We start from the raw sequence: 23,624 nt of genomic DNA, 5'->3' as shown, positions 1-23,624 counted from the left end.
TCCGCTAGCCGGAAGCGGAAGAGCCGCTCGGGGCGGCGTCGGAGTTTCCCTCGGCTTCCTTCACGGCGAACCGGCCCATACCCGACAGCTCCTGGACCTTGGCCGCCAGCCGCTCGATCACCGCTCCGGACTTCTTGTCCAGCTCGCTGATCTCCTTGTTGGAGTACAGCCGCTCGAACTTCTCGTCGACCAGGGCGAACGCGACGAGCTTTTGCCGGTAGACCTTGAGGGACTCCACCTTGAGCTGGGGGTTCTGCCCCTGGGCCACGACGGAGCCGGCCTCGATGTATCCCCGGTCGGCGGCGGACAGCTCCATGAGACGGACCTGCGCGCCCTCGCCCCATTCGGGCACGGGCACGTCCTCCCACTTGCGGTCCACGGCGTCGTTAATCTGAGCTCTCGTCAGCAGTGCCACGGTGTGTTCCTCCCCCTTCCCGTCAGGCGCCTGTCGCGGTCAGCGACGGCTTGCCGGAGATCTTGAACGTGACGCTGCGCTCCATCTTGTCGTCGTGCGGGAACTCGTCCCCGAGATCGGTGATCAGGGCGGTGAAGTCCCATGTGTGCTCGGCCGCCTTGCCCGGCAGGATGACGACCTGGTAGTCGCGAAGGTCGTCCTCCTCGAAGTCGTCGTCGAGCGCCTGGTGGGTCGTGGCGGCGGGGTCGTAGTTGATGGTGATCTCAACCTCCCCGCCGTCCTTGAGGCCCTTGACGAACTCCCGGTACTGGTCGGGGGAGTCGTGGGCGGTCACCTCGATGGCCTCACGCGACCTCGACGGCCCGGAGACGTCCGAGACGTTGGCGACGGCGGTGAACGAGCCGCTGCCCGTCGTGTCGCGCTTGAGTTGCGTGCCGAAGGCGTCAAGGCCGGCCATGGCTTCCTCCTTGCTGGATCCGGCCGGGGCCGGGGTGAGCGGGTCTATGCGGGGTCGGCCTCGGTGCCGATGCGGAACGTCATCGGCACATGCCGGATGTCGCCCGGGGGCTCGGGGTCGGTCAGGGTCTGCAGGGACACGAACCGCGTCCATGTCCACCGGTGCCCGGGGATCGTCAGCGGAGCGTGGTCGAGGACCTGGCGCACGCGCGCGGCGATCGTCAGGGCCTCCGCGTAGCCGCGGTACTTCGACCACACGTGCAGGGTCAGCAGCGTCTCGCTGCCGAACCGGTCGTGCGCGTCGGCGGGCGTCTCGACGACGTCGCCGAGGTGGATGTATGGGAAGGGCTGGCCCTCCGGGACGGCGTCGAGGACGCCCTGCAGCATGCCCGCCAGCAGGGCGTCGGCCAGGAGCACGGTGCGGACGGCGTCACGGACGGGCAGCGCCGCCAGGTCGGGCACGGGCGAGGTCACCGCAGCACCCTCCGTACCTCTTCCGTCAGCCGGGCCTCGTACTGCCGGCGCTCGCGCTCGAAGGCCGGGACCAGCGACGGCTGCGCGGGCCGGCGGCGGGTGCCGTACTCGAGATAGGTGGCGTAGGAGTCGTCCGGGTCGAACCAGCCGACCTCTGCGACCAGGCCGCCCTCCCGGTAGCGGATGGCGACAGAGTCCCGGAGGTGGTGGCCGTCATCGCCGCGGGCGTCGACGGGCACGGTGCGCCTGACGTCGTCACGGACGGCTTCGGCCGACTCCTGCACGGCTTTGACGAGCCCGGCCTCGATCTCGTCGGGCAGGTCCTGCAGGCGCTTGCGCAGCCGATCCAGGCCGGTGATCGTGACGGGTGCACGGGAGCGGCGAGCCACCAGGTCACCTCCTCCCGCGCTGTCGGCGGATCTCGTGCAGTTCGCCGGCGACGGCGAGCAGTGCCCATGCGAGAGCCCGCGACTCGTCCGCTCTGGCGCCGTCGAGGAGGGTCTCTTCGGCGCGGGCCCGGCATTCCTGCGGCTCGATCTGCGGCATCGGCGGCCGCTGGGGGGTGGCCATCAGGTGCCCAGCTCGAACGGGCGGACGGTGAGGGAGGTGACGGCGCTGTAGGTGATCGCCGCCCTGCCTGTCGACCCGCGGAAGACGTTGGTCAGCGGGATGATCGCGGTCTTCCCCGCGGCGACGGCATAGGCGCCGTCGGCGATCGCGAAGCCGGACGCCGAGCCCGGGGTGGCGACCGTGACCGTGATCGATCCGCCGCTGCCGTTGTTCACGTACAGGAAGCGGTTCGGGCCGACGAGCGCGGTGTCGCCTCCCGCGGCCGCGGCGGTGGCCGCGGCCGCCAGGTCGAGGTTGCCCGCCGCTACGGTGATCTTGGTGGTGGAGAGGTCAGCCATCAGCGTTGTCCTTCTGTCTGGATCAGCTCGACGAGAGCCTTGGAGTACACGGGCGTTGACGGCTGCACGACCGCCTGCACGCGGAACACCTGGTCGGTGCCCAGCGCGTCGGTGCCGCGCAGCTCGTCGCCGCGGCGCACGTCCGCGCTCGGCAGCAGGTACACGTCGTGCGAGTGGCGCGAGCTCGTCGAGGCGGCCACCATGCGCTCGGTCGGCGAGGGCTGGTCGACCTTCGCCCGCACGCCGCCCACCTCGACCAGTACGGTGCTCTGTCCGCCGTGGCCGTCCTCGGCGGTCTGCGGCCGCCACACAGTGAGCGTGCGGTTCAGGTAGCGGCCGATGCTCGGGCGGCCCCTCACCGCAGCCTCAGCAGTGCGGCGCCGCCGCCGAAGCGGGCGGCGAGCCGCTCGCGCAGGTAGGCGGGCAGCTCCATGGACGTGATCAGCCCTTCACCGCCGTAGGTGACGGAGTAGTCCCCGATCCGTTCGGCGCGGACGTCGCCGGCGGCCACGCCCGCGCCCTCGCTGTCGGCCCGGTAGTCGGCCAGCGCCGTCCCCGTGATCCGACAGACCAGGTCGACGATGTCCGCGGGCACGTCGGCCAGGCCGTGCGTCTGGGTCACCTCGACCTCGGCGGGCCCGCAGCCTGGCGACCAGCCGCACGCCCGCCACAGGCGGTGTGAGCTCAGCCGCCAGTCGGTGACCGCCTCGCCGTCGACCGCCACCGAGGCCACCGAGATGATCGGCGGCCCAGGCAGCGTCAGCCACTCGGAGGCCGGCCCTTCCAGGGTGACCGTGGACGCGGTCTGCGAGATGGGCACGCCGGCCGCCTCGCGCACGGCGGTCGATGCGACGTCGAGATAGGTCTCGGCGACCGTGGTCTCCTCGACGCTCACGGTCAGCCCGCGCGCGGCGAGGTCGGCCGTGGTCGCCAGAGCGGCGAGCGCCATGACGCCCCCTTTCCGTGGCTCAGGCGAACAGGGCGATCAGGTCGTCCTTCGTGTACGCCTCGGCGTCCTCGCGGGACATGCGGCCGGCCTTGACCGTGTAGTCGATCCAGGCCGACTTGTCGGCGCTCTCGTCCGGCCGCCCGTCGCCCGGGCGCGCGGCCGGGGCGGGATGCTCGGGCAGCTCCTGCAGCTGCGTCTTGGTCATCGCCTCGGCGTCCGCCTCGGGGACGGCGTGCACGGCCATGGCCCACAGCACCCAGTCGTCCTTGTTCGCCCGTGCGCCCGGGCGCGGGACGATGCCCTGGGTCAGCGCGCTGCCCTGCGGGACGGCGGCCGCCGGCGCAGGCGCCCGCGCGGGTGCGGCGTAGTGCGGGGAGCCGTCCGCGTTGACCCGCTGGATCGCGCCGCGGTCGAGGCGCTCCTGGATGCCCTCGGGCAGGGGCAGGTCCATCGCGATGACGGCCCCGCCCTCCCCGCGCACGTAGATCGTCTCGGCCATGTCAGGTGTTCCTCGGGACCTTGAGGGCGGCGATGGTCCCCGTCGTCGTCGACGACGTGATCATCAGCGAGCCGTCGGACTGGATGAACCGGCCGGACTCGAACGGGCCGATGAAGTGCGTGGTGCCGAACGCGACGGAGACGGCGAGGTCTCCCTGCCCGGCCGCGATCGCGGGCGGGTTGTCGCCGGCCTTGACCGTGATGGTCAGGGCCGTGTCGTCGTCGGTGTTCGTGACGCGCAGGACGGTCTTCTCCGCCTCTGCGTTGGCGAGCTGCATGTCGTTGGTCGGCGCGGCCACGAGGGTCGTGCCGGTCGGGTTCACCACACCGCTGTTGGGCGGAAGGCTGGTGTAGCTCAGCTGGGTCGTGGCCATGGTCAGCTCCCGTTCAGGAGGAGGTTGTCGATGAAGTCTTCGGCGGCCTGAACCGACGAAAGATCCTGCGCGACGACGCCCGCAGACCCGTCTACGGCGCGCGCCGTGACTGAGAACGTGGTGCTGCCCGTGATGAGCAGCGAGAACGTCTGGTCCAGGTTGATGCGGCCGCCGCTGTTGCTCGTCGTCTTCACCCAGTTCGGCATCAGGCGGCCGTGGGGTTGATGAACGCGGCGGCCAGGTGGTCCGGGCGGATGACCTTCGCCCCGTACAGGGCCAGGCCCTTCACGGCGTCGCTGAAGGACGACTCGGGGCGGTATGCCTCGGTCTTGTTGATCTGCTCGGCGAAGGTGATGGCCTCCTTCACCCCGGCCAGGACGACGGTGGTGTCGCCGGTCGGGACGGGGCAGTTGTTCGACTCGTAGATGTCGAATCCGGCCGCGCGGCCGACGAGCCCGTTGCGCAGGCCCGCGTCGGTGCCGGCGTTGTCGGCCTTGATGAACCGGTCGTCGAGCAGCAGGGACGCGTAGCCGTCCGGCGGGACGATCACGTACCGGCCCGACGTCGGCACGTCGGACTTGGTGAGCTTCGTACGCAGCGGCACGAGGATCTTGTTGTAGAAGTCCGTGGGCGCGGTGTACGTGTCGATCGGCGAGCCGACCACGTTGAGGAAGTTCGACGCCTGGATCTGCGTGTACAGCCCGGCGACGTACTGGTCGATGACGTCGGCCAGGCCGTAGGCGGCCTCGCTCATGGCCTGCGGGATCAGGTTGGACTTCGCCTGCCGCTTGTCGACGTCGTCGATGCTGAACGCCCAGTATTTCGACTGGTCGACGACGAGCGTGCGCTGACCGGTGGTCAGCTTCTCCGGGGTGATCGTCGTCGTGCCCGGGACGTAGGTGCCGATCGCCGGCCGGGACACCGACGTGATGCGGACGGTGTCACCCGCCTCGCTGATCTCGCCCTCGTAGTCGCGGTTCACGACGTTGGGCGCCGCGTACACCAGGGCCTTGCGGGTCGCGACGAGGAGCTTGCTGCTCCAGATCTCGGGAACGAAGTTCCGGACGGTCATGGGATACCTCCTGGCTATTTGCCGTTGAGCACGTCGTCGAGGCGGCCCTCGTTGGTGGCCTTGTCGATCTGCTCGGCGGTCATGGTCTTCAGGTCTGCTCGGCTGAGCTGCTTGGGCCGGGACGCCTTGCGCGCCGCTCCGCCGTCGCCGGTGCCCTGGAACCTCTTCGCCGTTGCGGCTGCCAGGTAGGGCTTGTTCTTGAGGAGATCGGAGATGGCCTCTTCGATCTCCTCGGTGTCGATCTCGCCGTCCTCGCCGACCTCGAACTGCTCGAGGTCGAGGAACGTGAGAGCGTCCTTGGGGTCGTTGAGCCGGCCCTTGGCCGCGGCTCGGATCTCGGCGCGCAGGATGCGGCCGTTGGCCTTGGCGATCGCGTCGGCCTCCGCCTTGCGGCGGGTCTGCTCGGCCTCGTCGGCGCCGTCCTTGGCCGCCAGCTGCTGCTCGAGCTCGCGGCGCTTGTCGCGCTCGGTGCGCCACTTGCCTTTCATGGACGCGAGCGCGCGCTTGCCCTTGTCGCCGAGTTCGTCGGCGCCCTCCGGGTCGTCGTCGTCCTCGCCGTCCTTGCCGTCGTCGGAGTCGTCGGAGTCGTCGGAGTCGTCGCCCTTGCCGTCGTCCTCCCCGTCGCCGTCCTCGTCGTCGCCCTTGCCGTCGTCGGCGTCGTCGTCCTGGCCGTCGTCGCCGTCTGCGTAGAACACGGGCGACCAGGGGCCGGCCGGGTAGGGGTGGGACCAGCCGGCCGCGTGGCGGCGGGCATGGCGGGGCAGGGTGAACAGGTTCATCGGTGTGCTCCCGTTGCGGGGTGGGGACCGGGCGTTGCGCGCGGTCAGTACAGGTAGCCGTGCAGGCGCAGCAGCCGCACGGCGTGCGCCCGGTCGTCGGCGATGCGGAAGATCTCTTCCGGCATGAGGCGCGGCCGCTGGGCGATGCTGAGGCGCTGGCCGGGCACCTTCTGGAAGTCGCCGAGGCGTTTGCCCGCCAGGCCGCGGCGGGTGACGCCCTCGGACGTGGTCTGCAGCGTGCGCCCGTAGGCGGTGGCCGAGGTCATGCCGCGGCGGGCGTTGACCACCTGCGCCGGGTCGGCGCCCTCGGCGATGGCCTTTGCGCCGGCCTCGCCGAAGGTGGCGCGCCGCTGCTCGGCGCTCATGTCGTCGACCACCGTCTTGGGGTTCTGCGGTGTCGGGCGGTGCTCGCGGGTGACGGGCTCCATGCCGCAGTGGCAGCGTGGGTGCCGCGCGAACGCGGTGGACACGCCGTACTCCTTCCCGGCGAGGATCAGGCACCGTGAGCACGCGCCCGCCTCGACGACCCGGATGTACGACGTCACGGCCGGGCGACTGATCATCGCCACGGAGTCCGCGGCACGCCCGGTGTCGGCGATCGCCGTGCGCACGACCGCGTCGAGGAGCAATTGCCCGCGGGCCATGGCCTGCACGATCGGCGCGCCCGCGGTCACCAGGCGCAGCGCCGACCAGAGCGGGGCCATGAGCACGCCGCCGAGCGGGCGGCCGGTGCCGTCGAAGCCGACGAGCGAGGCGGGGTTGAGACGGTCGCTCTGCGGCTGTCCGGGGTCGTTGCCGAGCAGCTGCTCGAGCCAGGGTTCCGAGGCCTGCGCCGCACTCATCTGGCTCGCGGCGACGACCGCCAGGACGCCGCCGAGCAGCCCCGTCCAGGACGACAGCAGGTTGCTGCGGTCGGTCTGCAGCCACATGTGGCGGACCGCCTTCGAGGTGGCGGCCGCGAGCTTCAGCCGGGACTCGGCGTGCCGGTCGGCGAGTGGTGTCGGGCTCATGCCGGCTCCTCGTCCGGCTGGTCCTCCTCGTCGCCCTGGTCGTCGCCCTCGGCGGGGCCGGGGCCGTTGGTCATGATGCGGGCGACCTCGGCCACCGGGTCCATCTCGGCCTCACGCTCGCGCAGCGCGACGACGTCGGCGACCTCGGTCGGTGTGAGCCCGTAGCGCAGGGCCAGCCACTCGAAGGGGAACCCGAGTTGCTTCAGCTTCAGCAGCGCGTCCGCCATCTGCGCATGGGAGCGCGACTCGGTGTCGGCCCACAGCACGCGGCCGGAGCGCAGCGCCTCGGCCTTGCGGTCGTCGCCCTTGGCGAGCGCGATCAGCCGGGCGACCTCGCGCAGCCCCTGCCCGTACCAGAGGATCTTCTCGTCACACCGCTTGACCAGACCCGTCTCGGCGGCGAGCAGCGTCCCCTCGGCGATGTTGGCCATCTGGCTGATCAGGTAGTGCTGCGGGGTACGGGTCTGCGCGGCGAGGTGCCCGACTCCCACTTCGATGATGCCCGTGTACATGGCCAGGTTCGCGGCCGGCCAGGAGTCGATCCGGGCGTCCTTGCCGGTGATCCACGCGACCCGGTCCACCATGAACTTGTCCAGGTCGACGGGCTGCTTCCCGACGATCTCCCCGGCGCTGTTGAGCTTCGGGATCGTGGGCCGCTCGGCGCCCATGATGACGCGCTGCGGAAACGACGCCGCGTCGCTGGCGGTGAACAGCTGAGCCCAGACCAGGTTGATCGCGTCCTGCATGGCGACGACGCCGGCGACGTCGCTGATGGGGTCCTCGACGAGCATCGGCTTGTTCGGCAGCTCCACCATGGGCACCACGCCCATCGGGTTGGGCTGCGGGTTGGGCTCATCGCCCAGTTCCCGCGGCGTCCACCGCTTCAGCTCCTCGTCGACGTCGGCCATCTGCGGAGACTTGTCCTGCTGCGCCAGCGGCCGGCTGAACTTCCACACCTCGGTCTTCAGATACAGCGTGGCGTAGTCCTGGTTACCGTCCTGCCACCGCTTCAGCGCCGCCCGCCGCAGCCGGCGTGAGCCCGGCTCGTAGGCGACGATCGACTGTGAGGCGTCCTCGAACGTCACGCACGGCATGTCCGGGTCGTCCGGGTCACCCCACACCAGCACGAAGCACCGCGACCCGGTGACCGCGCCGAGGAACCCGAGCTGGCTGTCGGCGTCGAGCCCGTTGACCTGCCACACCCGCCACAGGTCTCGGTCCGCCTCCACCTCGCCCTCGGCCTGGAAGCCGGTGACCGTCAGCCGCTCGACCGGAGCATCCGCGACCACCTGCACCCAGTTGTCGGAGAAGTCGCGGTAGCGGTCGCCGTGGAACTTGGCGAACTCCTGCGAGGCGAACCGCAGAGGGTGCTTGCCGCGGTAGTAGTCGTTATGCCGGTCGATGGGCCCGCGCCGGCGGATGAGCTCGTTCTCGAGCAGAGCCACCAGCTGCAGCGCCTGCGCTTCCGTCGCCACCAGCCCACCCCCCTTTTCTCAACTGCCGTAGTAGTAGGACGTCTCGGGCTCGGCGAGGCCCGCGGCGATCACGTCGCCGAGCGCCTCATGGGCGAGGATCGACGGAATCGTGGCGTCGATCTTCTGCGAAGGGCTGGCCTTCTTCAGCACGTACCGGTCCGGTGGGCGCGCGGCCGCGCGCGTGTGCCCGATGTGCTCGTACGTGGTCGGGCATCCGTCGTGCGTGAAGCCGGTACCCGTGCCGGCGTTGCGCTTGAGCACGTCCGTCTTCAGCCGCTCTGCGGCCGAGTGCATCGCGATGATGCGGCGGGTGTGCCAGCGGATGACGCGCTCCTCGCCGTACGCGTCGACCAGGTCGTCGATCTCCGTCTCCCAGTACGGCGGGTCCGCGTACAGGCGCACGACGTCGTAGCGGCGGAACAGCTGGTCGAACGCTGCCCTGACTTCGGCGCGCGGGACCTGGCCGTCGTAGTCGGCCGGGTTCCAGATGGTCGGCTCGTCGTTCGGCCCGTACAGCGGGGTGAACTGGTAGCCGTCCATCGTCTCGGCGCGGATCGCGGTCCAGTCGTCGACGTCGGAGCCGTCGAAGCCGAGGACGATCCGCGTCGACGGAGGTACGCGCCGCTTCTTGGCCTTGGCCGCCCACTTGGCGACGTCCAGCCATGAGTCGGAGCCCGCGACGCAGCGGTTGCCGTAGAACCGCTCGGCCTGCGCCGGGTCGGTCTCCATGATCTCGGCGCACTCGGCCTCGATGGCGTCGAGGTCGACGTGCACGCTGCCTGCGTACACGTGCCGGAAGATCCGGCGGCGCTGCCGCTTGTCCTTGAAGGACAGCGACTTGGGCGCCTGGGGGTGGTACTTGAAGACGTCACGCCGCTTGGACTCGTGCGTGGTCTGCGCGACGGACTTCTCCCCGGGGTCCCACGCGTTCGTCGTCTCCATCGACCGGCCGCCCATGCCGGCCACGCCGCGGCGCTGGGTCTCGGCGACCCGGCGCAGCTTGTTCTCCCTCGTGTACAGGCCGGTCTCGTCCTGCATCGCGAAGATGATCGGGTTGCCGAGTCGGCTCATGGCCGACGACGTCACGGTGTCGATCAGGCCGTCCTCACCGATGCGGGTGAACTCCTCGCCCACCCGCATCCGCTCGGCCAGCGGCCCCTTCTTCACCATCGCCTGCAGCGGCCGGTAGACGTTCGCGACCTGGTCCTCGGACGTGGCCGTGAGCTGGATCAGCGGCGTCGGCCACGGCGTCCCCATCGGCTCGCCCGGCTCGTACGCGTACCACCAGCCGCACCCGCAGCCGTGGTCCGCGCACACGAACCGCTCGCCGCCGCGCGCCCAGCCGTTGAAGACGACCGGTCCGACGCCCTCGGCGAGAACGATCGTCGCCGACCACGGGCCCTTGCCGGTCTTCTGCGGTGCCACGATCTGGCTGCGCCGGTTGTGGAATGCGGGCGCCAGCTGCCCGACGTGCGCTTCGGGGCGCACCCGGTAGTGGTTGACCGTGCACCACAGCTGCCACGGGTACAGCTCGAGGTCCTCGCCCGCCCGGAACCCGTCCGGGACCGGGCAGTGCCTCTCGATCCAGTCCGGGACAACCCAGAGGGTGGGGAAGTCGACGACGAACTCGGCGGCCTGCGGCTCACGCCCCCGGGCCACGGAACGGCACAACCTTCATGCGGTCACGCGCCGACTTCCGCCGCGGCGCCGGCGCATCCGGCTCCTCCTCGAGGACCGGCGGGACCGGGAGCGTGCCCGGCTCGCCCGGCGAGATCTTCCACCGGTTGCGGAGCATGCCCTGAACCGACAGGCCCAGGCTGTCGAGGTACTGCCGCGCCAGCTTGCGGACGTCGACCTTGGCGTCGGGCTGCTCGGCCTCGGCGAGGCAGCGGACGAACAGCGCGACCTCGAGCTCCTGGCTGAGCTCCTCCCACATCACCGCCTGCGGCCGCTCCCACAGGTCGTCCCACAGCCGCAGCTCGCGGTCGGTCGGCTCGGTCAGCGGCCACTCGGGGGCCAGGCCGGGGCGCCCCTCGTAGGGGAGCAGGGTCCAGCCGGCCTTGTCCGAGGGCCGGTTACGGCGCAGCGCGAGCGGGTCGGGCGCGGGTCCGGAGACGACGCGGGCTCCTCCACGGGCCATGTTGATCACTCCTCCGCGCCGCGTTGCGCAGCGTCGAATGTCGTCACCTTGCGTGACGACAGGGACCCTTTGAACCTGACGGACCATCCAGCGCCCTCCCCCGCGCTGTTCCGCCCCCAGCCGGTAGGGGGTCACCCCCCTGGGTCGTTGACCGTGCGTCACGTTCCCCATGTCTCGGCTGCGGTTTTGCGGGAGTGGTGCCGTTTGCTCATGGCCTGCCAGTTGGCGGGGTCGAAGCCGCGCGGGCCGAGCGGCCCGAGGCCGTCGATGTGGTCGACCTCGGTGGCCAGGTCGCGCTGCAGCATGGGCAGGGCCGAGCAGTCCTCGCACTCGCACCACACGTGATCACGCAGGTAGGCGGCGCTGGCCTTGCGCCATGCCGCGTTGTATCCGCGCGTGTTCGGCGCCGGCCTCGCCGCCCTGGCCTTGGCAGCGCAGGGGGGGCACTTGCCCCCGGGGGTGAGCGTGGGGCAGCCAGGGGTCGGACAGACCTGCAGCGCCTTGCGCACGGTCAGGCCAGGTCGACGGGGAAGGGGAAGACACCGACGGCGGACGCGCCGCACTGCTCGGCGAACGCTTCGAGGGCCTCGCTGCGAGAGAGCAGTGCGTCGGCGTCCTGCTCGTCGAGGCCGTCGAGGATCAGGGCGAACGGCGGCCGTGCCGGGTTGCTGTCCATCGTGGCGGTGTCGGGGTAGGCCGTGGGGAGTTCGAGGATCTGAAGGCGTGCCATGGTCAGCTCCTGTGCGGGCATCAGGTGTTGCCGCAGTCGATGATGTCCGGGGTGCTCAGCTCGTCGATCAGGCTGGCGGGCGGCGGACTGGGTGGCCCCACACGTCGGCCGGTACGTCCCGGGGCCGCGGGGTCGGGGTGCGGGGCCGCCGGAGTCTCGTCGGCCCGTGACGGCCTTGCCCGGTAGCAAGCCGTACGGCGCGCCGTCCAACGGGCCGGGAGGGTCGGACGCGGCCCCGCACGTTCAGGGTGCGCCGATGCCGACGAGGCGTAGGGCGCGGCTGCGGGTCTTCTTCTCGGCGCGGGCGAGGTCGGGCAGGGCGTAGAGGGGGTGGTTGTGCTCGTCGAGGCCGCAGGGTGTGAGGTGGCCGCGGCTGGCCCATTTGCGGATGGTGGCGGGGGTGACGGCGGCCGCGCCGGCGGAGACCAGGCGTCGCCATGTGGTGGCGAGCTCGGCGGCCTGGGTGGTGGTGTAGCGCAGGGGGGTGCCGATGGTGGGTCACCCCCCTGCGCCTGGCGATGGCGACAGCCCCGGGCCTGGGTGGCTCGGGGCTGTCGCGTGGGCGCCGGGTCGCGAGGTCCGACGCGGTGAATTCTCGGTGGGCACACGTGTGGTGCTGGCACGAGTGTGACGCTAGGTGGCGATCTTGTCCAGCTCGAACATGCTTGCGGTCTTCTCCTGGAGGGTGTGCCGGTATGCGTCGGCGTGCTGGTCGTAGTCGTCGGGGGTGAGGTTGTGGCCGCAGTCGGTGCAGTGGATGTGCCATCGGCCGTCGGTGCGCAGGAGAGCGAAGCTGTCGCACTGGGGGCAGGGTGCGGCGCGGGGGTGGGCGCGGGGTTCGGTGTGGGTGAGTCCGCGGAGGCGGTGGACGAGGTCGCCGAGCTGCTCGTGGAGGCCTGCGGCGGCCGGGAGCGTGAGGGTGTAGGGCAGGTAGGCGGTGTGCCATGTGCACCAGGCGGTGATGGTGCGGCCCTTGGCGGGCCAGGCCTGCTCGCAGGGCTGGGTGTGGGCGGTGCCGTGGGGGTCGCGGTGGACGGCGGGGTAGGTGTAGGCGATGTGGCCGGCCCATCCGGCGAGGAAGGCGTGGATGGGGACGCTGGGGTCGGTGTCGTCGGCGGGGTCGCCGACGGGGCCGGGGTGGCCGGGGGCGAGGAGGACCAGGACGCGGAGGTCGACGGGCACGGGCGAGTGGGCGCGGCCGGTCCCGCCGATGCGGCCCTGCCGTGGTGCGGCGCCGGGGGTGAGGAACTCGGCGGCGAGCAGCTCGGCCTGGCCGGGGAGTTCGGCGAGCCAGCCGCGGACGTCGTCGGCGCACAGCAGGCACAGGCGCTGTCCGTCGGGCGCGGTGCGGGGGCAGACGGCGCACGCGGTCATCGCTGCCTCTGCTGGCGCTCGGTGCGTGCGGCGTCGAGGACGCTGCGGGCGCGGAAGAGGTCCGGGAGGGGGACGGCGCCCTTGCGGCGGCTGGCGCGGTCCTCGCCGAGGAGGGTGGCGGCGAGGTTCTCGAAGGACGTGTTGACCTTCGTGACGGCCCGGTCCATGGCCTCCTTGGTGGCCTCGGCGAGCTCGGCGACCTGCTTCTTGACCTCGGCCTCGAAGCGCTCCTTGGCGAGCAGTGGAACGAGTTCGCGGGCGGTCTTGATCTCGTGGCGGAGGTCCTGCAAGAGGCCGCGGGCCTCGCGGACCTCGTCCTGTAGCTGGGCGCGGGTGCGCTCGAGGTCCTCGGTGGTGGGCTCGGGCATCGTGTGTCCTTCCGTGCTGGTTCGTGTCGTCGCGGGTCAGGCCTGGTCGCGGCTGCAGGTGGCGTCGGTCATGGGGTGGGGGCTCCTGTGTAGGTGTGGCAGTTGGCGCAGTAGCCGTGGCGCTTGTCGTCGGGGTGGTGGGAGGTCTTGCGGCAGCGGGGGCAGGTGAAGGGGAGGGGCCCGAAGTGCTGTTCGAGTCGGGCGACGATGTCGGCTTCCGTGCGGCCTGCGATGAGGGTGACGGTCAGTCCGGGGATGCCGAGTTCAGCGAGGTTGATCTTGATGGGCTCGTCGGCCATGAGGCGTGTGACGTTCTCGCCGGAGAGGCCGAGGAGGATGACGGGTGCGCCGGTGCGGTCGTGGAGGCGGGCCTTGATCATTTGCGGCGCGTTCCTTCCTGGTCGTTCTTCGTGGTGCGTCCCCAGCGCTGTTCGACTTGGTCTTCGGTGATGGGGACCTCTCGGTATGGCTTGGCGGGGAGGGGTTCGCCGGTCTTCAGGGCCCACCATCCGGCGCAGACCATGGCGCCGAGGGGCAGGCCTCGGAAGGTGGCGACGGGGGTGTAGGCGCCGAAGGCGCTGACGGGCATGCCCTGGTGGCAGTAGAACGGCTCGGCGTCGGGCAGCTGCGCGCCGGCGTTGTCCAGTTCGGGTGAGCCCTGCCGGAAGGCGCAGTCCGCGCAGGGAGCGCGCATCACGCCGGGCGGCCGCGGTGCCCGCTCGGCGTCGCCGCACGGGTCGTCGGTGAGGCCGACGCCTGAGCAGTGGTAGCAGCGCTCGCGGTCCTGGCCGCCTTCGCTCGGGGCGATGCCTCCGACGCAGAAGGGGCACTTGAAGGGCAGGATCAGAAGGCTGGTCATGATCGTTCTTTCCGGTCCGGGGTTCGGGGCCATGTGTACTGGCGGGTAGGGGTGGTGGGGTCTCGCGCGCGCCTGCGATTGCGCGCGCGTGAACGCAGGCGCGCGCGTGCGCGAGGGGTCATGGGTTGGGGGTGATGTGGTAGCCGCTGCTGCGCAGGTACATCTCGACGTAGGCGGCGAGGTGGGGTCCGGTGGCTGTGTCGGCGACAGGGTCGGTGGTGCGCCACCAGTCCTCGACGGCGGCCGCCATGACGTCTTGGTGGGGTCTGGGGGGCGCCGGGTCGGGGGGTGTGCCGTGGCGGTCCTCGCAGCCGGGGCCGCAGGGCGGGCCGGCGAGGAGGCAGAGCGGGTGGCAGGGCCAGAGGGTGCCGCAGGCGTCGCATCGGCCGTCGGGGGTGCGGGTGTGGCCGTGGCGGACGCGGGCGATCGCGGCGGCGGCGTGGTCGAGGGCGCGGCGGTGGCGGGTGGCGTGCCAGCGGATACGGCGCACGCCGGCGTCGGCGACGGCGACCAGGAGCACGGCGGCGGCCGCGAAGAGGACGATGCCGAGGATGCCGACCGCGGCGAGGAACCAGGCCCAGGGGGCGTGGGGGTGCTCGGGGCAGAAGGTTCCGGGCTCACAGCTGGTCATCGGGGGTCCCTGGGGTCGTGGACGGGCAGGGCGGTGATCGCGTCGAACTGACGGCGGTCCTCCTCGGCGGCGCGGACGGCCTGTTGCAGCGCACGCCGGTCGTGGCGCTGCTGCCGCCATTCGGTCGCGTGTTCGAATGCCTTGTTGCCGAGGACGCCGGCGGCGGCTGAGAGGACTGCGAGGACGACCACGGTGAGGACGCCGGCGGCTCCGCCGAGGGCGGCGATGGTGAACACCTGGTGCGGGGTCATGGCGTGTCGTTCCCGAAGATGGCGTTGTAGAGGCGGTCGGCGTCGCGGATGGCGCGGTCGGCGAGGTGGGGGCCGGCGAGGCATCCGGGGTAGGTGCAGGTGGCGGTGACGGGGCCTATGGGGGCGCGGCCGTGGTGGGCGCGGAACGCGGCGCGGTGGGGGGCGTGGCGGCGGTTGTGTGCCCAGAGCTGGGGTTGGCCGGTGCCGTCGGCGCGGGAGGTGGGGCCGGTCCAGCGGGCGTGTCCGTCGCCGGCCGGCTGGACGTAGCGGGCGAGGGTCTCGGCGATGGTGCGGGCGCGGCGTTCGCCGGGGAGCTGCAGGACGGCGCGGACCTTGTAGACGGTGCTGCTCGACGCGACGCCGGCGGCCACGATCTCGGCGACGGGGTGGCCGTCGCGGAGCATGGCTGCCACGTGGGGGTAGCGGGTCTCGATGGCGGCGCGCTGTTGCTCGGGTGGGAGTTCGTCGATCGCGCGGGGCGGGACGGGGATGTGGTGGGCGGCCCTGACGGCTTTGATCGCGCTGGTGCTGACGTGGAGTGCGTCTTTGATCTGCAGGTAGGTGGCGCCGTCGCGGAGCATGGCGGCGATCTGGTCGCGGCTCTCTGCCAGCTCGCGGCCGGCGCGGCGGTGGCGGGGGCTCACCACTGCCACCGGACGGGGCGGACGCCGGTGGTGGCGCGGCTGGTGGTGCGGCGGCGGGCGGCTGCGCGGGTGCGGTCGGCGGTGGCGCGGGCGACGGGGCAGGTGACGACGTGGGGGACGTAGAGGGCCTCGGCGCCTTCGGGGGTGGCGCGGTCCTTGGTGAGCTGGCGGGCGATCCAGCGGCCGGTGCGGTCCTGGTGCACGGCTTGGTTGCCGCGCGGGTCGCGGTCGGGGTCGACGGCGATCGGGACCTTGTTGGCGGTGGTGATGCACCAGATGACGGCTTCGTCGCATCGGGGGCAGGTGCCGGGGCCGTTGGGCGGGGCGGGCCGGGTGGGGTAGGGCATCGGGGTTCTCCTCTCGGGTCAGGCGGTGATCGGGCCGGCGGGTCTGCAGGTGTCGCAGAGGCCGGCGGGCAGAGGCCGGCGGGCGGGGCGCTGGCACTCGGTGCACTCGTGCCAGGTGGGCGGTGGTGGGTGGGCGCGGGCGTCGGCGCAGGCCTTGCAGGGCATGCCGGTGTGGTGCTGGAACCCGTAGTGACAGCCGGGACGCCCGCAGGGTCCGGGGCGTGCGGGGAGGGCGGCGCCGTAGATCCAGCGGCCGGGGTCGCGGATGTCCTCGGGGGGCGTCCAGGCGCGGAGGCGCTGCAGCTGGTCGCGGATGTCGTCCGGCCAGATGCCGGAGTCGAGCTGGCGGCCGACCTCGCGGGCGATCTTGCGGACCATGAACGTCGTCGCGGCGGGCAGCAGGTCGCGTACGGGCTCCAGGACGTCCCAGACGCGGGGGCTGAGGGCGAGAGCCGGTCCGTCGTACGTCGGGCCGCCCTGGGGGCGCACAGCGGGCGTGGTGGGGGCGCGCAGCGCGGCGGGAGCGACCGAAGCGAGTGACGGTCCGGAGTTGTCCACAGGCGGCGCGACCCACTTACGGTCACCTCGCCTACGGCGGAAAGAACCACCCACCTGCGTGGTTCTCACGTCGTTCAGCTCTAGGTATTCCCTATACGCGAGGGATCCGTCACCAAGATCGGGACCCGATCCGTCACCAGGATCAGGGGTCGCGTCGGGCTCCTCGACCGGGTGGACGGGGTGGTCGTGGACGGTGATGAGGTGGCGGCCGCGGTACCCGGCGCGCCGCTCGAGGGTGATCCAGCCGAGCTCGGCGAGCTCGTCGAGGAGGCGGGAGACGGAGGCCTCGGCGAGCGGCTGTCCGGCCAGCTTGCCGCCGTGGTGGCGCAGCAGCTGCGCGAGCTCGGCGAGGGTGGGCTGGTGGCCCCGGACGCCGATCGCGTAGCGCAGCCCGAGGTACAGGCGGTGCAGGATGCCGCGCATCGTGTCCGCGGCCAGCACGGGCGCCCACACGTACGCCTCGCCCTTGTCGAGCTCGCGGCACCAGCGCTCGGCGGTCTGCCCGGTCCCGGTCCCTTTGTGGGTCTGCCGCTTGGTGAACACTTCCGTCACGCCGTCCGTCGGGGCCGGCGTGCCCAGACGGCGGGTCGAGCGCTCCACCGTCGACTTCGACGCCACGATGTAGCCGGCGACCTTCGCGACCGACGCGGTCGCCCGCCGGCCGGACGACAGCGCACGCCACTTGCCGTACACGTTCGTGTCGACCGGGGCGTAGGTGTCGGCGTCGAGGACCAGGCGCAGCGGGTAGGGGACCTGCTGCCCGCGCCCAGCACCACCAGCCCCGCCACGAACGTGGCGGGGCTCAGCAGCGGAGGACGCGGGCAGGTGGGTCACGGAGCGGCCGTGCCTCCCGTGGCCTGCCGGACGCAGGCCTCGACACGGCTGCGGACTCGCCGCTCGATCTCAGGCCACGGTGTCCACTCGTCCGGGTCGTCCGTGTGCTCGGTGGTGATGGCGTCGGTGGCGGTCAGGATCTCCCCCGGGTCTGGCGTCGGCGTGTGACCGATGGCCTTGGGCAGGACCCAGACGGGGTGCGAGTGGATGCCGACGACCTGGTCCACGGCTGCGATCTCGCCCGTCGCTTTCAGGCGTGCCATCGCCGCCAGCACCGTGTTGCGTGAGGCACCGGTGCGCTGCATCAGCCAGGTGCTCCCTGCGACGACGAGGCACTCCGGGCCGGATGCACGCTCAGCCATGGCGAGCATCACCAGCCGGGCCACGCCCTTGGACTGGGAGTGCTCCCACACCCAGTCCCGCGCGTTGTCGCTCATGCTCTGTTCTCCTTCGGTTCGAGCCGATGTGAGGTGCCATCACATCGGCTGGCCGGGGCGTCTAGGGGTCGGATTCCTGATCGGGTTCGGGGACGGTGTAGGTGGCTCCGCACGGGGCGGTGCGCACGCCGGGGGTGATGTGGCGGTGGACCATGCCGCAGCCGTTCTCGCCGTCGCAGCGGACGGCGAACTCGATCCGGTTGCGCGTCTTGATCGGCCCGGCGGGCACCGCGGCGGGGCCGCCCCAGCGGGGCGGGTCGGCGGGCAGCAGCGGTAACTGCCCCTCGACGGCGCTCACCGCGTCTCGCCGGGATGGGCCGGCTCGGTGCGCACCGCGCCCTCGGCGGCCTCCGACCCGGGCCGAGTACGGGGTGTGGTGAGGGTGAGCGGGCGAATGCCCCGGCGCGTGTCCCATCCGTGGATCGGGGGGCGGGAGATCAGCCCGTAGTGCTCGAGCTGGGTCAGGGACTGGCGGACGAGCCGGCCGCTCAGCCCTGTCCCGGAGGACAGCGATTCGACGTGCTGCGGGCCGCCCGGGGGCAGGTAGCCGGCGTCGTCGGCGTAGTGGGAGAGCAGCAGGGCGACGTGCCGGGGGTTGTGGTGCAGGCTCGACGTGATGACCGTGCGCTCCCACCCGTGGCGGTCGAACGGCGGGCGCGTCTGGGCGGGGACCGCCGCGGCGGTGGGGGTGGCTTCTCTGGACGTCATGCGGGTCACTCCTTCGGTGGTGGACCGGGGCAGGTTCGGGCGTGCCTGTCGGCAATGGATTGGGCGAGGTCGGCGACGTCGGCCGCGCCGACCGCGGTGTGCTCGCAGCCCCAGCGGCAGGTGAACGTCGCGGCCGGCAGCGCGAGCCATACCGCGCGCTTGGTGTGGTAGTCGCCGAGGTCGACGTGCAGCCCGAAGTGCTGGGCTGCGGGCGGCCAGAGGCCGGCCACCGGCTGTCAGCCCTCGGCGGCCGCGGCCGCGCCCGGGCGCGCCGCGGGTTCCGGGTCGGAGGCCGGCGGTCCCCAGTGCAGGACCGCGAGGAACAGCGCCAGGGACAGCAGGAGCCAGATGCGGTACACGAGCGGCCTCCGTATGGGATGGGTGGGTGGTCCGGCCGCCCCAACGGGGGTGAGCGGCCGGGCGGCCGGACCAGTTCTCAGGCGCCCTCGGGCGGGGCGGGTGTGCGGGGTGTGAGGCGGGCGGGCATCGGCGGCCCGACGTGGACGTCCCGCACGACGAACGGGCCGGGCACGATGACGTCCTGGGCGAGGCCGCGGCGGTAGCCGGCCGCCAGGACGGTGACGGCCTGGGCGATCGCCTCCTGCGCGGTGAGGCCGGTCGACGCCAGGACCGCCAGGTCCCGGCGCAGCGCCGGCGACTGGCGCAGGTCGATCTCGAGTCGCTCGGGCGACACCCGGCGCGGCAGCTGCGCCACCGGCGCGGCCGGCGCACCCGGCGCAGCGCCGGACGGCTCGTCCGCGCAGACCGGCTCATCCGGTGGCGCATCCTGCGGCGCGCTCACCGGCTCGGCCGGGTCGCTGACCTGCGGCGCATCCGTCCCGTCCGGCGCATCGTGCGGCGCACCGTCCGGCTCGTCCTCGCGCGCGATCGCGTCCAGGTCGCGGCGCACCGTGTCCTTGCCGATCTTCAGACGGCCCGCGATCTTGCGCTGGCTCAGGCCCTGCTCGCTCAGCTGGCGCACCAGCGTGCGCCGGTCCGTACGCGTCACTGCGCCACCTCCGAGGACTGTGCGTCCTCGGCGGCGCGCCGGGCGGCGAGCTGCCTGCGGTACTCCTCGCGCGGGCCGAGCAGGACGAACCCGAGGGCCTGGCGCAGGAGGGCGCCGTACGCGTACGCGGCGTCCGCGGTGCCCTCGGCGACCGCCCAGCACTCGGCGGCCTCGGCGTCGTCCCGCTCGCTGACGTAGTCCTGGTTGCCGATGTCCTCGGCGTGCCGGCCCGCCGCGAGGCACTCCAGCAGCCGCTCGTAGGCCGCCTGCAACTTGTCCGCGTGGCTGTAGCCGTCGGTCTCGAGCGTCCTGATGTTGGCGCCGAAGTCGCCCGGAACCAGGTCGCGCTGTCCGTTGTCGCCCTCGTCGTCCACGCCGAGGACGACGAGGGCGGGCTGCTCGCCCGCGCGCACCCTGCACACGGCCCAGGCCGCGCCGGAGGCGTACAGCAGGGCGGCGTGCTGGTACTCGGCACGCAGCCGGTACTTGGCCTCGGTGTGCAGGCGCTCGAGGGCGTAGACGGCCTTGTAGTGCGGGGAGCGGGTGAACGGCTTGGCGTTCCAGCCGACCGCTTCCGGGCTGGGCTGGCCGGTCACCTTCCCGTCGTGCAGGACACGGCGCATCGGATCGCTCTGTTCGCACGCCAGCTCGGCGGCGCCGGCCGCGAGCTTCCACTCACGGGCGGCGTTGCGGAGGGCATCGACGCTGTCGGTCAGGTGCTCGAACCACGGCGCGGTGCCGGGGGCCAGGTTGTAGGTCATCGGGCACCCCCGGCGTGGACGGGGCGGCCATCGCGGACGATCGTCAGCAGGTGCGGGCCCGCCTCGAACCACAGCTCGTACAGCGGCTGGTCGGACGCCTCGGAGGCGAAGCACCCGACGATGCCGTCCGCGTCCTCGGTGGCGGGCAGCGTGTGCGCAAGGAGTTGCAGGCTCAGCAGGCCGTCGCCGGCGTCGCCGACGATGTACGTCTCCCCGAACTCGGGGAAGTCTCCGGCCTGCGGGTAGTGCAGGTGGACGAGGTCGCCGGGACGGGCCGGGTACCAGGGCGCGGAGGTCAGCGCCTTGTCGGCCGCCGTGAGCGCGTTGATCTCGCCGACCAGGCCGAGGGCGCGCCGGGCGTCCTCGGCGCGCGCGAGCGGGCTGGGCGGCTCCTCGGTGCGGGGGCGGCCGTACAGGGCGGTGAACACCTTGGTGGCCAGGCCCTCGGGCTTGCCGCTCCAGGTGTTCACGCTCGTCTCGCCCGTGCCGGGCAGCTGCTCGACGACGGTGACGAGGAGGAACGCCGGCGTGGCGCCGGGGATGAGACGCTCGATCGCCTCGGTGATGATCTCAAGTCGCGGATCGCGACGGTGTACGACGGGGCGGCGCATGGTGTCCTTCGGTGAGGTGGTGGTGGCCGGGCGGGCGGGACGGTTGTCAGGGCACGTGCCGCCCGCCCGGGGACTGGATGGGGCGGGTCAGGGCTGCTGTCGGCGGCGGGCGCGGGCTGCACGGACGCGGCGGCCGCGCTGCAGGTGGAAGCCGGGGTGCCACGGCCCGGACGGGGAGGCCTGCGGCGGGCTCGGCGCTTGCGGCCGCCGCTGGGTCACCGGCGGCAGACGACGGTGATCCCAACGGGCGTCGTCCGCGGCGAGGACCACGAGAGCGGCCAGGACCGCGCAGAGCAGGACGAGCCAGATCATCCGGCCACCCCGTCCACGCGCTCGTCGTAGGCGACCAGGGCGATGTCCAGGTACACCGCCTGCTCCCACCGGCCGTCAGTGGTGTCGGGCTTCTCGCAGGCGCAGCGCAGACCGTGCAGGGCGGCGTGCATCGCTGCGTCGGCGACCAACGCCGGGTTGGCGAGGTCGGCGAGAGCGAGGGCGACCAGGTCGTCACCGGCCCGGGCCGACCAGCCGGCCAGGTGCGACCACTGCACGACCAGACCACTCGCACACATCGCGTCGGGCACCAGGTCGTCGTGGCCGGGCAGCCACTCCAGCCGTAAGAACAGCTCCCGCCGTCCGGTCGGCCCGGGTTCCTTGCGCATGCCCGTCTCGATGGTGTCCGGGAGGAACTCCATCGCTGCGAGGGCGCGGTCGATTGCGTCGCCGTAGAACTGCTGCGGCAGGGTGGCCCGGGTGGCGTCGTCCACGGACAGCCGGCCGCTGTCGTGGATGCTCTGCCCGGACACGCCCGCCGCCTGCTGCTCATCGATGGCGCTCACCGCGCACCGCCAGCGGCGAGCTCGGCGGCCGGCTTCTGCTCGGCGAGGCGAGCACCGATCCAGCGCGCGGCCGCGGGGACCGTACGCAGGATGGAACCGCCGCGGCCGCGGCCGTCGTTGGCGTGCGCCCACCGCAGCCGCTGCCCGTACCCGAACTGGCCCTGCGGGTCGGGCACGGCGAGAGCCGTCCACACCACGCCACCGCGCCCGCCGCGGGACTGGGTGATCTGCCCCACGACGGCGTCCTCGGTGACCTGCTTGACGCCGGTCCGGGTCAGGACGAAGTCGTGCGGCTCCTCGGCGAGCGCGCGGCCGTAGGGCAGCCACGGCTGACCGGGCCACAGCAGCAGCTCGGCCACCTGACGCGGTGGCAGGCCGTAGCCGAGGACCTTGGTGCTGGTCGTGGACGTCCCCGTGTCCTCGGTGTGCTCGCCCGTGACGACCCGCGCCGCGCCGCACGACGTGCACACGATCCGCACCACGACCTGGTCGTAGGCGTTGCCGTGCGAGCAGCACTCGTCCGGGCAGGAGTGCCGGCAGGCGCTGTCCCCGCGGCCGACGTAGCGGGCGGCGCGCTCCTCGGTACGGATCCCGACGTCCCACGCCGGCCGCTTGCAACCCGCGTGGTGCTGCGGCTTCTCCCACCCGAGGTAGGTGTCAAGCGTTGAGATCACGAGGCACCGCCCTCGGCGTCGGACGCCTGCTCGGTGGCCTCGGAGTCGGTCTCGGCGAGGGTGATCCTGGCGGCCCAGTGGGCGTCGTCGCCGTACAGCGGTCCGGAGTCCTGCTCGTCGGGGTCGCCGGCGGCGGCCCGGTCGGCGGCGGCGACGTCGTGGCCGGCCCGGGAGAGGGCGTCCATGACGCACATGTCGCTGCAGTACCAGCGCGCGCCCTCGCCGAGAGAGGCGATCTCCAGGCGGGACCAGCCGAACAGGTCGCCGCCGCCGAGGTCGTGATCGGTGCCGCACCCCTCGGTGGCGCAGGGAGCGTGGGGGTCGCGGAGCTCGAGGTCGAGCTGACTCGCGAGGTTGCGGCGGGCGTCGCCCTCGACGACCAGGACCGCGCGGCCGCCATAGGAGGACATGCACTCGATGACGGCCTTCTTGCGGGTGTCGCCCGGGCCGGGGATGTCCACTCCGCCGGTCCACCCCAGCGTCATCGGGGCGGAGTCGAACGGGGTGGTGGCGTACTCGGCGGCCGCCGCGATCTCCGCGACGGTCAGGAGGTGCGTGCCCGGGCGGCCCTCGAGGAGACGCATCACCGCGGTGAGCTTGCGGTGGTCGCCGGCCACGCGGGCGAGCTGGCGGCCGCGCTCGCTGATGGCCGCTTGGGCCTCGGCGTGGGCCTGCTCGGCGGCCGCGTCCGCGATGTCCTGGGCGGCCTGCGCGTCGAAGAGGAGGCCGGCGTCCTGCTCGGCCTGCGCGAGCTCGCGAGGAGTCGCGGCGCCGCGCTTCATGGCGGCCGCGATGACGCCCTCAGCGGCCACAAGGGCGCGCGTGGGCTCGGGGGGCAGCGCCTCGGGGGCGGGGGTCTGGGATGCTGTGGTCACGGTTCTGCCACTCCAGGGAAGGGTTTGGGTGTGGTGTGCCGAGGGGTCGCGATCCGGGGGGCCACCCGGGCGCGGCCCCGAAGTGTGTGGTCAGGCGGCTTTCGACTCAGTCGACCGCCGCACAGGGGTCTCGACGGCCTGCGGCTCGGGGCGCAGCAGGACGGCCAGCCGTGCGCTCTGCTGCGGGGTGAACGGCGGCCAATCGTCGACCTGGCGACGGATGCGCTCGCGCCGCTCTTCTCGCGTCATGCCGAGCTCCGAGGACGGCGGTACGCCTCAGGTCCGCTCTCGTCGAAGGTGTCGGGGTCGATCTCAAGGACCTGGGCAAGGACCGCCCGCAGTCGGGGCCGCGGTCGGAAGATGCCTCGTTCGATCCTGCTGAGGTGCGATTCGTCGACTGGAGCGCCAGCCTCCGCGCATTTTTCAGCCAGATCCTGCTGAGTCATGCCTTGACGGAGGCGCGCCCGCTTCACTGAACTTGTGATTGTGCGGGGCATGGGCCACAAGCTAACGCAGGACAACACAGGCTGACAATGCCCAGAGCACAAGTAAACACAAGTTTCAGGG

At 72.3% G+C, this 23,624-nt stretch carries 42 protein-coding genes; all 42 read right to left on the bottom strand.

Annotated elements, in window-relative coordinates:
• Positions 1–4: 4 nt before the first annotated feature.
• The 42 genes from QF032_RS06855 to QF032_RS40570 all read right to left on the bottom strand — a co-directional run bounded on the left by QF032_RS06855 (position 5) and on the right by QF032_RS40570 (position 23,554).
• Entirely contained in the window at positions 5–379 is a 375-nt protein-coding gene (locus tag QF032_RS06855) for a hypothetical protein (RefSeq protein ID WP_307055410.1), read from the bottom strand.
• A 58-nt stretch (positions 380–437) separates the two neighbouring features.
• Positions 438–872, bottom strand: coding sequence for a phage tail tube protein (locus QF032_RS06850; protein WP_307055408.1), 435 nt, complete (start codon positions 870–872; stop codon positions 438–440).
• Positions 873–916: 44 nt separating this feature from the next.
• The gene (locus tag QF032_RS06845) at positions 917–1,345 is read right to left on the bottom strand and encodes a DUF3168 domain-containing protein (RefSeq protein WP_307055406.1); all 429 of its coding nucleotides are present in this window, start codon (positions 1,343–1,345) and stop codon (positions 917–919) included.
• Positions 1,342–1,734 carry an HK97-gp10 family putative phage morphogenesis protein gene (locus QF032_RS06840; protein ID WP_307055404.1) on the bottom strand — a complete coding sequence of 131 codons (393 nt, stop codon included), beginning with the start codon at positions 1,732–1,734 and terminating at the stop codon, positions 1,342–1,344. The genes QF032_RS06845 and QF032_RS06840 overlap by 4 nt, the downstream gene beginning before the upstream one ends.
• A gap of 4 nt (positions 1,735–1,738) precedes the next feature.
• Positions 1,739–1,915, bottom strand: coding sequence for a hypothetical protein (locus QF032_RS06835; protein ID WP_307055401.1), 177 nt, complete (start codon positions 1,913–1,915; stop codon positions 1,739–1,741).
• Positions 1,915–2,253, bottom strand: coding sequence for a hypothetical protein (locus QF032_RS06830; protein ID WP_307055399.1), 339 nt, complete (start codon positions 2,251–2,253; stop codon positions 1,915–1,917). The genes QF032_RS06835 and QF032_RS06830 overlap by 1 nt, the downstream gene beginning before the upstream one ends.
• Entirely contained in the window at positions 2,253–2,612 is a 360-nt protein-coding gene (locus QF032_RS06825) for a phage head completion protein (RefSeq protein WP_307055397.1), read from the bottom strand. The genes QF032_RS06830 and QF032_RS06825 overlap by 1 nt, the downstream gene beginning before the upstream one ends.
• The gene (locus tag QF032_RS06820; RefSeq protein WP_307055396.1) at positions 2,609–3,202 is read right to left on the bottom strand and encodes a hypothetical protein; all 594 of its coding nucleotides are present in this window, start codon (positions 3,200–3,202) and stop codon (positions 2,609–2,611) included. Before QF032_RS06820 ends, QF032_RS06825 begins: the two co-directional genes overlap by 4 nt.
• Before the next feature lie 19 nt (positions 3,203–3,221).
• Positions 3,222–3,701, bottom strand: a complete 480-nt coding sequence (locus tag QF032_RS06815) for a hypothetical protein (protein WP_307055395.1) — start codon at positions 3,699–3,701, stop codon at positions 3,222–3,224.
• Position 3,702: 1 nt separating this feature from the next.
• On the bottom strand, positions 3,703–4,074 hold the full coding sequence (locus tag QF032_RS06810) for a hypothetical protein (RefSeq protein ID WP_307055393.1): 372 nt from the start codon (positions 4,072–4,074) through the stop codon (positions 3,703–3,705).
• Between the two features lie 2 nt (positions 4,075–4,076).
• Entirely contained in the window at positions 4,077–4,280 is a 204-nt protein-coding gene (locus QF032_RS06805; protein WP_307055392.1) for a hypothetical protein, read from the bottom strand.
• Positions 4,280–5,146 (bottom strand): phage capsid protein, encoded by an 867-nt coding sequence (locus QF032_RS06800; RefSeq protein ID WP_307055390.1) that lies wholly within the window; start codon positions 5,144–5,146, stop codon positions 4,280–4,282. Before QF032_RS06800 ends, QF032_RS06805 begins: the two co-directional genes overlap by 1 nt.
• Positions 5,147–5,160: 14 nt before the next feature.
• Positions 5,161–5,925: a hypothetical protein gene (locus QF032_RS06795; protein ID WP_307055388.1), complete on the bottom strand. Its 765-nt coding sequence runs from the start codon at positions 5,923–5,925 to the stop codon at positions 5,161–5,163.
• 44 nt (positions 5,926–5,969) lie between these two features.
• Positions 5,970–6,935, bottom strand: coding sequence for a hypothetical protein (locus QF032_RS06790; RefSeq protein ID WP_307055386.1), 966 nt, complete (start codon positions 6,933–6,935; stop codon positions 5,970–5,972).
• Positions 6,932–8,410, bottom strand: coding sequence for a phage portal protein (locus QF032_RS06785; RefSeq protein ID WP_307055384.1), 1,479 nt, complete (start codon positions 8,408–8,410; stop codon positions 6,932–6,934). Before QF032_RS06785 ends, QF032_RS06790 begins: the two co-directional genes overlap by 4 nt.
• Positions 8,411–8,428: 18 nt before the next feature.
• Positions 8,429–10,069 carry a hypothetical protein gene (locus tag QF032_RS06780; RefSeq protein WP_307055382.1) on the bottom strand — a complete coding sequence of 547 codons (1,641 nt, stop codon included), beginning with the start codon at positions 10,067–10,069 and terminating at the stop codon, positions 8,429–8,431.
• Positions 10,053–10,550: a hypothetical protein gene (locus tag QF032_RS06775; RefSeq protein ID WP_307055380.1), complete on the bottom strand. Its 498-nt coding sequence runs from the start codon at positions 10,548–10,550 to the stop codon at positions 10,053–10,055. The genes QF032_RS06780 and QF032_RS06775 overlap by 17 nt, the downstream gene beginning before the upstream one ends.
• 158 nt (positions 10,551–10,708) lie before the next feature.
• Complete coding sequence (locus QF032_RS06770) at positions 10,709–10,855, bottom strand: HNH endonuclease signature motif containing protein (RefSeq protein WP_206301564.1); 147 nt, start codon at positions 10,853–10,855, stop codon at positions 10,709–10,711.
• A gap of 206 nt (positions 10,856–11,061) precedes the next feature.
• Complete coding sequence (locus QF032_RS06765; RefSeq protein WP_307055376.1) at positions 11,062–11,280, bottom strand: hypothetical protein; 219 nt, start codon at positions 11,278–11,280, stop codon at positions 11,062–11,064.
• 633 nt (positions 11,281–11,913) lie between these two features.
• Positions 11,914–12,654 (bottom strand): hypothetical protein, encoded by a 741-nt coding sequence (locus QF032_RS06760; RefSeq protein WP_307055374.1) that lies wholly within the window; start codon positions 12,652–12,654, stop codon positions 11,914–11,916.
• Positions 12,651–13,022 carry a hypothetical protein gene (locus QF032_RS06755; protein WP_307055372.1) on the bottom strand — a complete coding sequence of 124 codons (372 nt, stop codon included), beginning with the start codon at positions 13,020–13,022 and terminating at the stop codon, positions 12,651–12,653. Before QF032_RS06755 ends, QF032_RS06760 begins: the two co-directional genes overlap by 4 nt.
• 68 nt (positions 13,023–13,090) lie before the next feature.
• A complete protein-coding gene (locus tag QF032_RS06750) occupies positions 13,091–13,402 on the bottom strand; it encodes a hypothetical protein (RefSeq protein WP_307055369.1) in 312 nt (103 codons plus the stop codon).
• Positions 13,399–13,881 (bottom strand): hypothetical protein, encoded by a 483-nt coding sequence (locus QF032_RS06745; RefSeq protein WP_307055367.1) that lies wholly within the window; start codon positions 13,879–13,881, stop codon positions 13,399–13,401. Before QF032_RS06745 ends, QF032_RS06750 begins: the two co-directional genes overlap by 4 nt.
• Positions 13,882–13,999: 118 nt before the next feature.
• Positions 14,000–14,512, bottom strand: a complete 513-nt coding sequence (locus tag QF032_RS06740; RefSeq protein WP_307055365.1) for a hypothetical protein — start codon at positions 14,510–14,512, stop codon at positions 14,000–14,002.
• Complete coding sequence (locus QF032_RS06735) at positions 14,509–14,763, bottom strand: hypothetical protein (protein WP_307055363.1); 255 nt, start codon at positions 14,761–14,763, stop codon at positions 14,509–14,511. The genes QF032_RS06740 and QF032_RS06735 overlap by 4 nt, the downstream gene beginning before the upstream one ends.
• The gene (locus QF032_RS06730; RefSeq protein WP_307055361.1) at positions 14,760–15,407 is read right to left on the bottom strand and encodes a hypothetical protein; all 648 of its coding nucleotides are present in this window, start codon (positions 15,405–15,407) and stop codon (positions 14,760–14,762) included. The genes QF032_RS06735 and QF032_RS06730 overlap by 4 nt, the downstream gene beginning before the upstream one ends.
• A complete protein-coding gene (locus tag QF032_RS06725; protein WP_307055359.1) occupies positions 15,404–15,754 on the bottom strand; it encodes a hypothetical protein in 351 nt (116 codons plus the stop codon). The genes QF032_RS06730 and QF032_RS06725 overlap by 4 nt, the downstream gene beginning before the upstream one ends.
• A gap of 18 nt (positions 15,755–15,772) precedes the next feature.
• The gene (locus QF032_RS06720) at positions 15,773–17,146 is read right to left on the bottom strand and encodes a hypothetical protein (RefSeq protein ID WP_307055357.1); all 1,374 of its coding nucleotides are present in this window, start codon (positions 17,144–17,146) and stop codon (positions 15,773–15,775) included.
• A complete protein-coding gene (locus tag QF032_RS06715; RefSeq protein WP_307055355.1) occupies positions 17,143–17,583 on the bottom strand; it encodes a hypothetical protein in 441 nt (146 codons plus the stop codon). Before QF032_RS06715 ends, QF032_RS06720 begins: the two co-directional genes overlap by 4 nt.
• A 61-nt stretch (positions 17,584–17,644) precedes the next feature.
• Positions 17,645–17,881: a hypothetical protein gene (locus QF032_RS06710; RefSeq protein WP_307055353.1), complete on the bottom strand. Its 237-nt coding sequence runs from the start codon at positions 17,879–17,881 to the stop codon at positions 17,645–17,647.
• Positions 17,878–18,291, bottom strand: a complete 414-nt coding sequence (locus QF032_RS06705; RefSeq protein WP_307055351.1) for a hypothetical protein — start codon at positions 18,289–18,291, stop codon at positions 17,878–17,880. Before QF032_RS06705 ends, QF032_RS06710 begins: the two co-directional genes overlap by 4 nt.
• A gap of 5 nt (positions 18,292–18,296) precedes the next feature.
• A complete protein-coding gene (locus tag QF032_RS06700; protein ID WP_307055349.1) occupies positions 18,297–18,521 on the bottom strand; it encodes a hypothetical protein in 225 nt (74 codons plus the stop codon).
• Between the two features lie 6 nt (positions 18,522–18,527).
• Positions 18,528–18,650 (bottom strand): hypothetical protein, encoded by a 123-nt coding sequence (locus QF032_RS06695; RefSeq protein WP_307055347.1) that lies wholly within the window; start codon positions 18,648–18,650, stop codon positions 18,528–18,530.
• A 77-nt stretch (positions 18,651–18,727) separates the two neighbouring features.
• Positions 18,728–19,300, bottom strand: coding sequence for a hypothetical protein (locus tag QF032_RS06690; RefSeq protein WP_307055344.1), 573 nt, complete (start codon positions 19,298–19,300; stop codon positions 18,728–18,730).
• Positions 19,297–20,061: a hypothetical protein gene (locus QF032_RS06685; RefSeq protein WP_307055342.1), complete on the bottom strand. Its 765-nt coding sequence runs from the start codon at positions 20,059–20,061 to the stop codon at positions 19,297–19,299. The genes QF032_RS06690 and QF032_RS06685 overlap by 4 nt, the downstream gene beginning before the upstream one ends.
• A complete protein-coding gene (locus QF032_RS06680) occupies positions 20,058–20,672 on the bottom strand; it encodes a hypothetical protein (protein ID WP_307055339.1) in 615 nt (204 codons plus the stop codon). The genes QF032_RS06685 and QF032_RS06680 overlap by 4 nt, the downstream gene beginning before the upstream one ends.
• 87 nt (positions 20,673–20,759) lie before the next feature.
• Positions 20,760–20,984: a hypothetical protein gene (locus QF032_RS06675; RefSeq protein WP_307055337.1), complete on the bottom strand. Its 225-nt coding sequence runs from the start codon at positions 20,982–20,984 to the stop codon at positions 20,760–20,762.
• Entirely contained in the window at positions 20,981–21,508 is a 528-nt protein-coding gene (locus tag QF032_RS06670; RefSeq protein WP_307055335.1) for a hypothetical protein, read from the bottom strand. Before QF032_RS06670 ends, QF032_RS06675 begins: the two co-directional genes overlap by 4 nt.
• The gene (locus QF032_RS06665; protein WP_307055334.1) at positions 21,505–22,182 is read right to left on the bottom strand and encodes a hypothetical protein; all 678 of its coding nucleotides are present in this window, start codon (positions 22,180–22,182) and stop codon (positions 21,505–21,507) included. Before QF032_RS06665 ends, QF032_RS06670 begins: the two co-directional genes overlap by 4 nt.
• Positions 22,179–23,057, bottom strand: a complete 879-nt coding sequence (locus QF032_RS06660) for a hypothetical protein (protein WP_307055332.1) — start codon at positions 23,055–23,057, stop codon at positions 22,179–22,181. Before QF032_RS06660 ends, QF032_RS06665 begins: the two co-directional genes overlap by 4 nt.
• Before the next feature lie 90 nt (positions 23,058–23,147).
• On the bottom strand, positions 23,148–23,306 hold the full coding sequence (locus QF032_RS06655; protein ID WP_307055330.1) for a hypothetical protein: 159 nt from the start codon (positions 23,304–23,306) through the stop codon (positions 23,148–23,150).
• Positions 23,303–23,554, bottom strand: coding sequence for a helix-turn-helix transcriptional regulator (locus tag QF032_RS40570; RefSeq protein ID WP_373430302.1), 252 nt, complete (start codon positions 23,552–23,554; stop codon positions 23,303–23,305). Before QF032_RS40570 ends, QF032_RS06655 begins: the two co-directional genes overlap by 4 nt.
• Positions 23,555–23,624: the final 70 nt, after the last annotated feature.

The organism is Streptomyces achromogenes (genome assembly GCF_030816715.1).
In the GTDB taxonomy this organism is placed as follows: Bacteria; Actinomycetota; Actinomycetes; order Streptomycetales; family Streptomycetaceae; genus Streptomyces; species Streptomyces achromogenes_A.
This window is presented reverse-complemented; position numbering and strand designations above follow the sequence as displayed.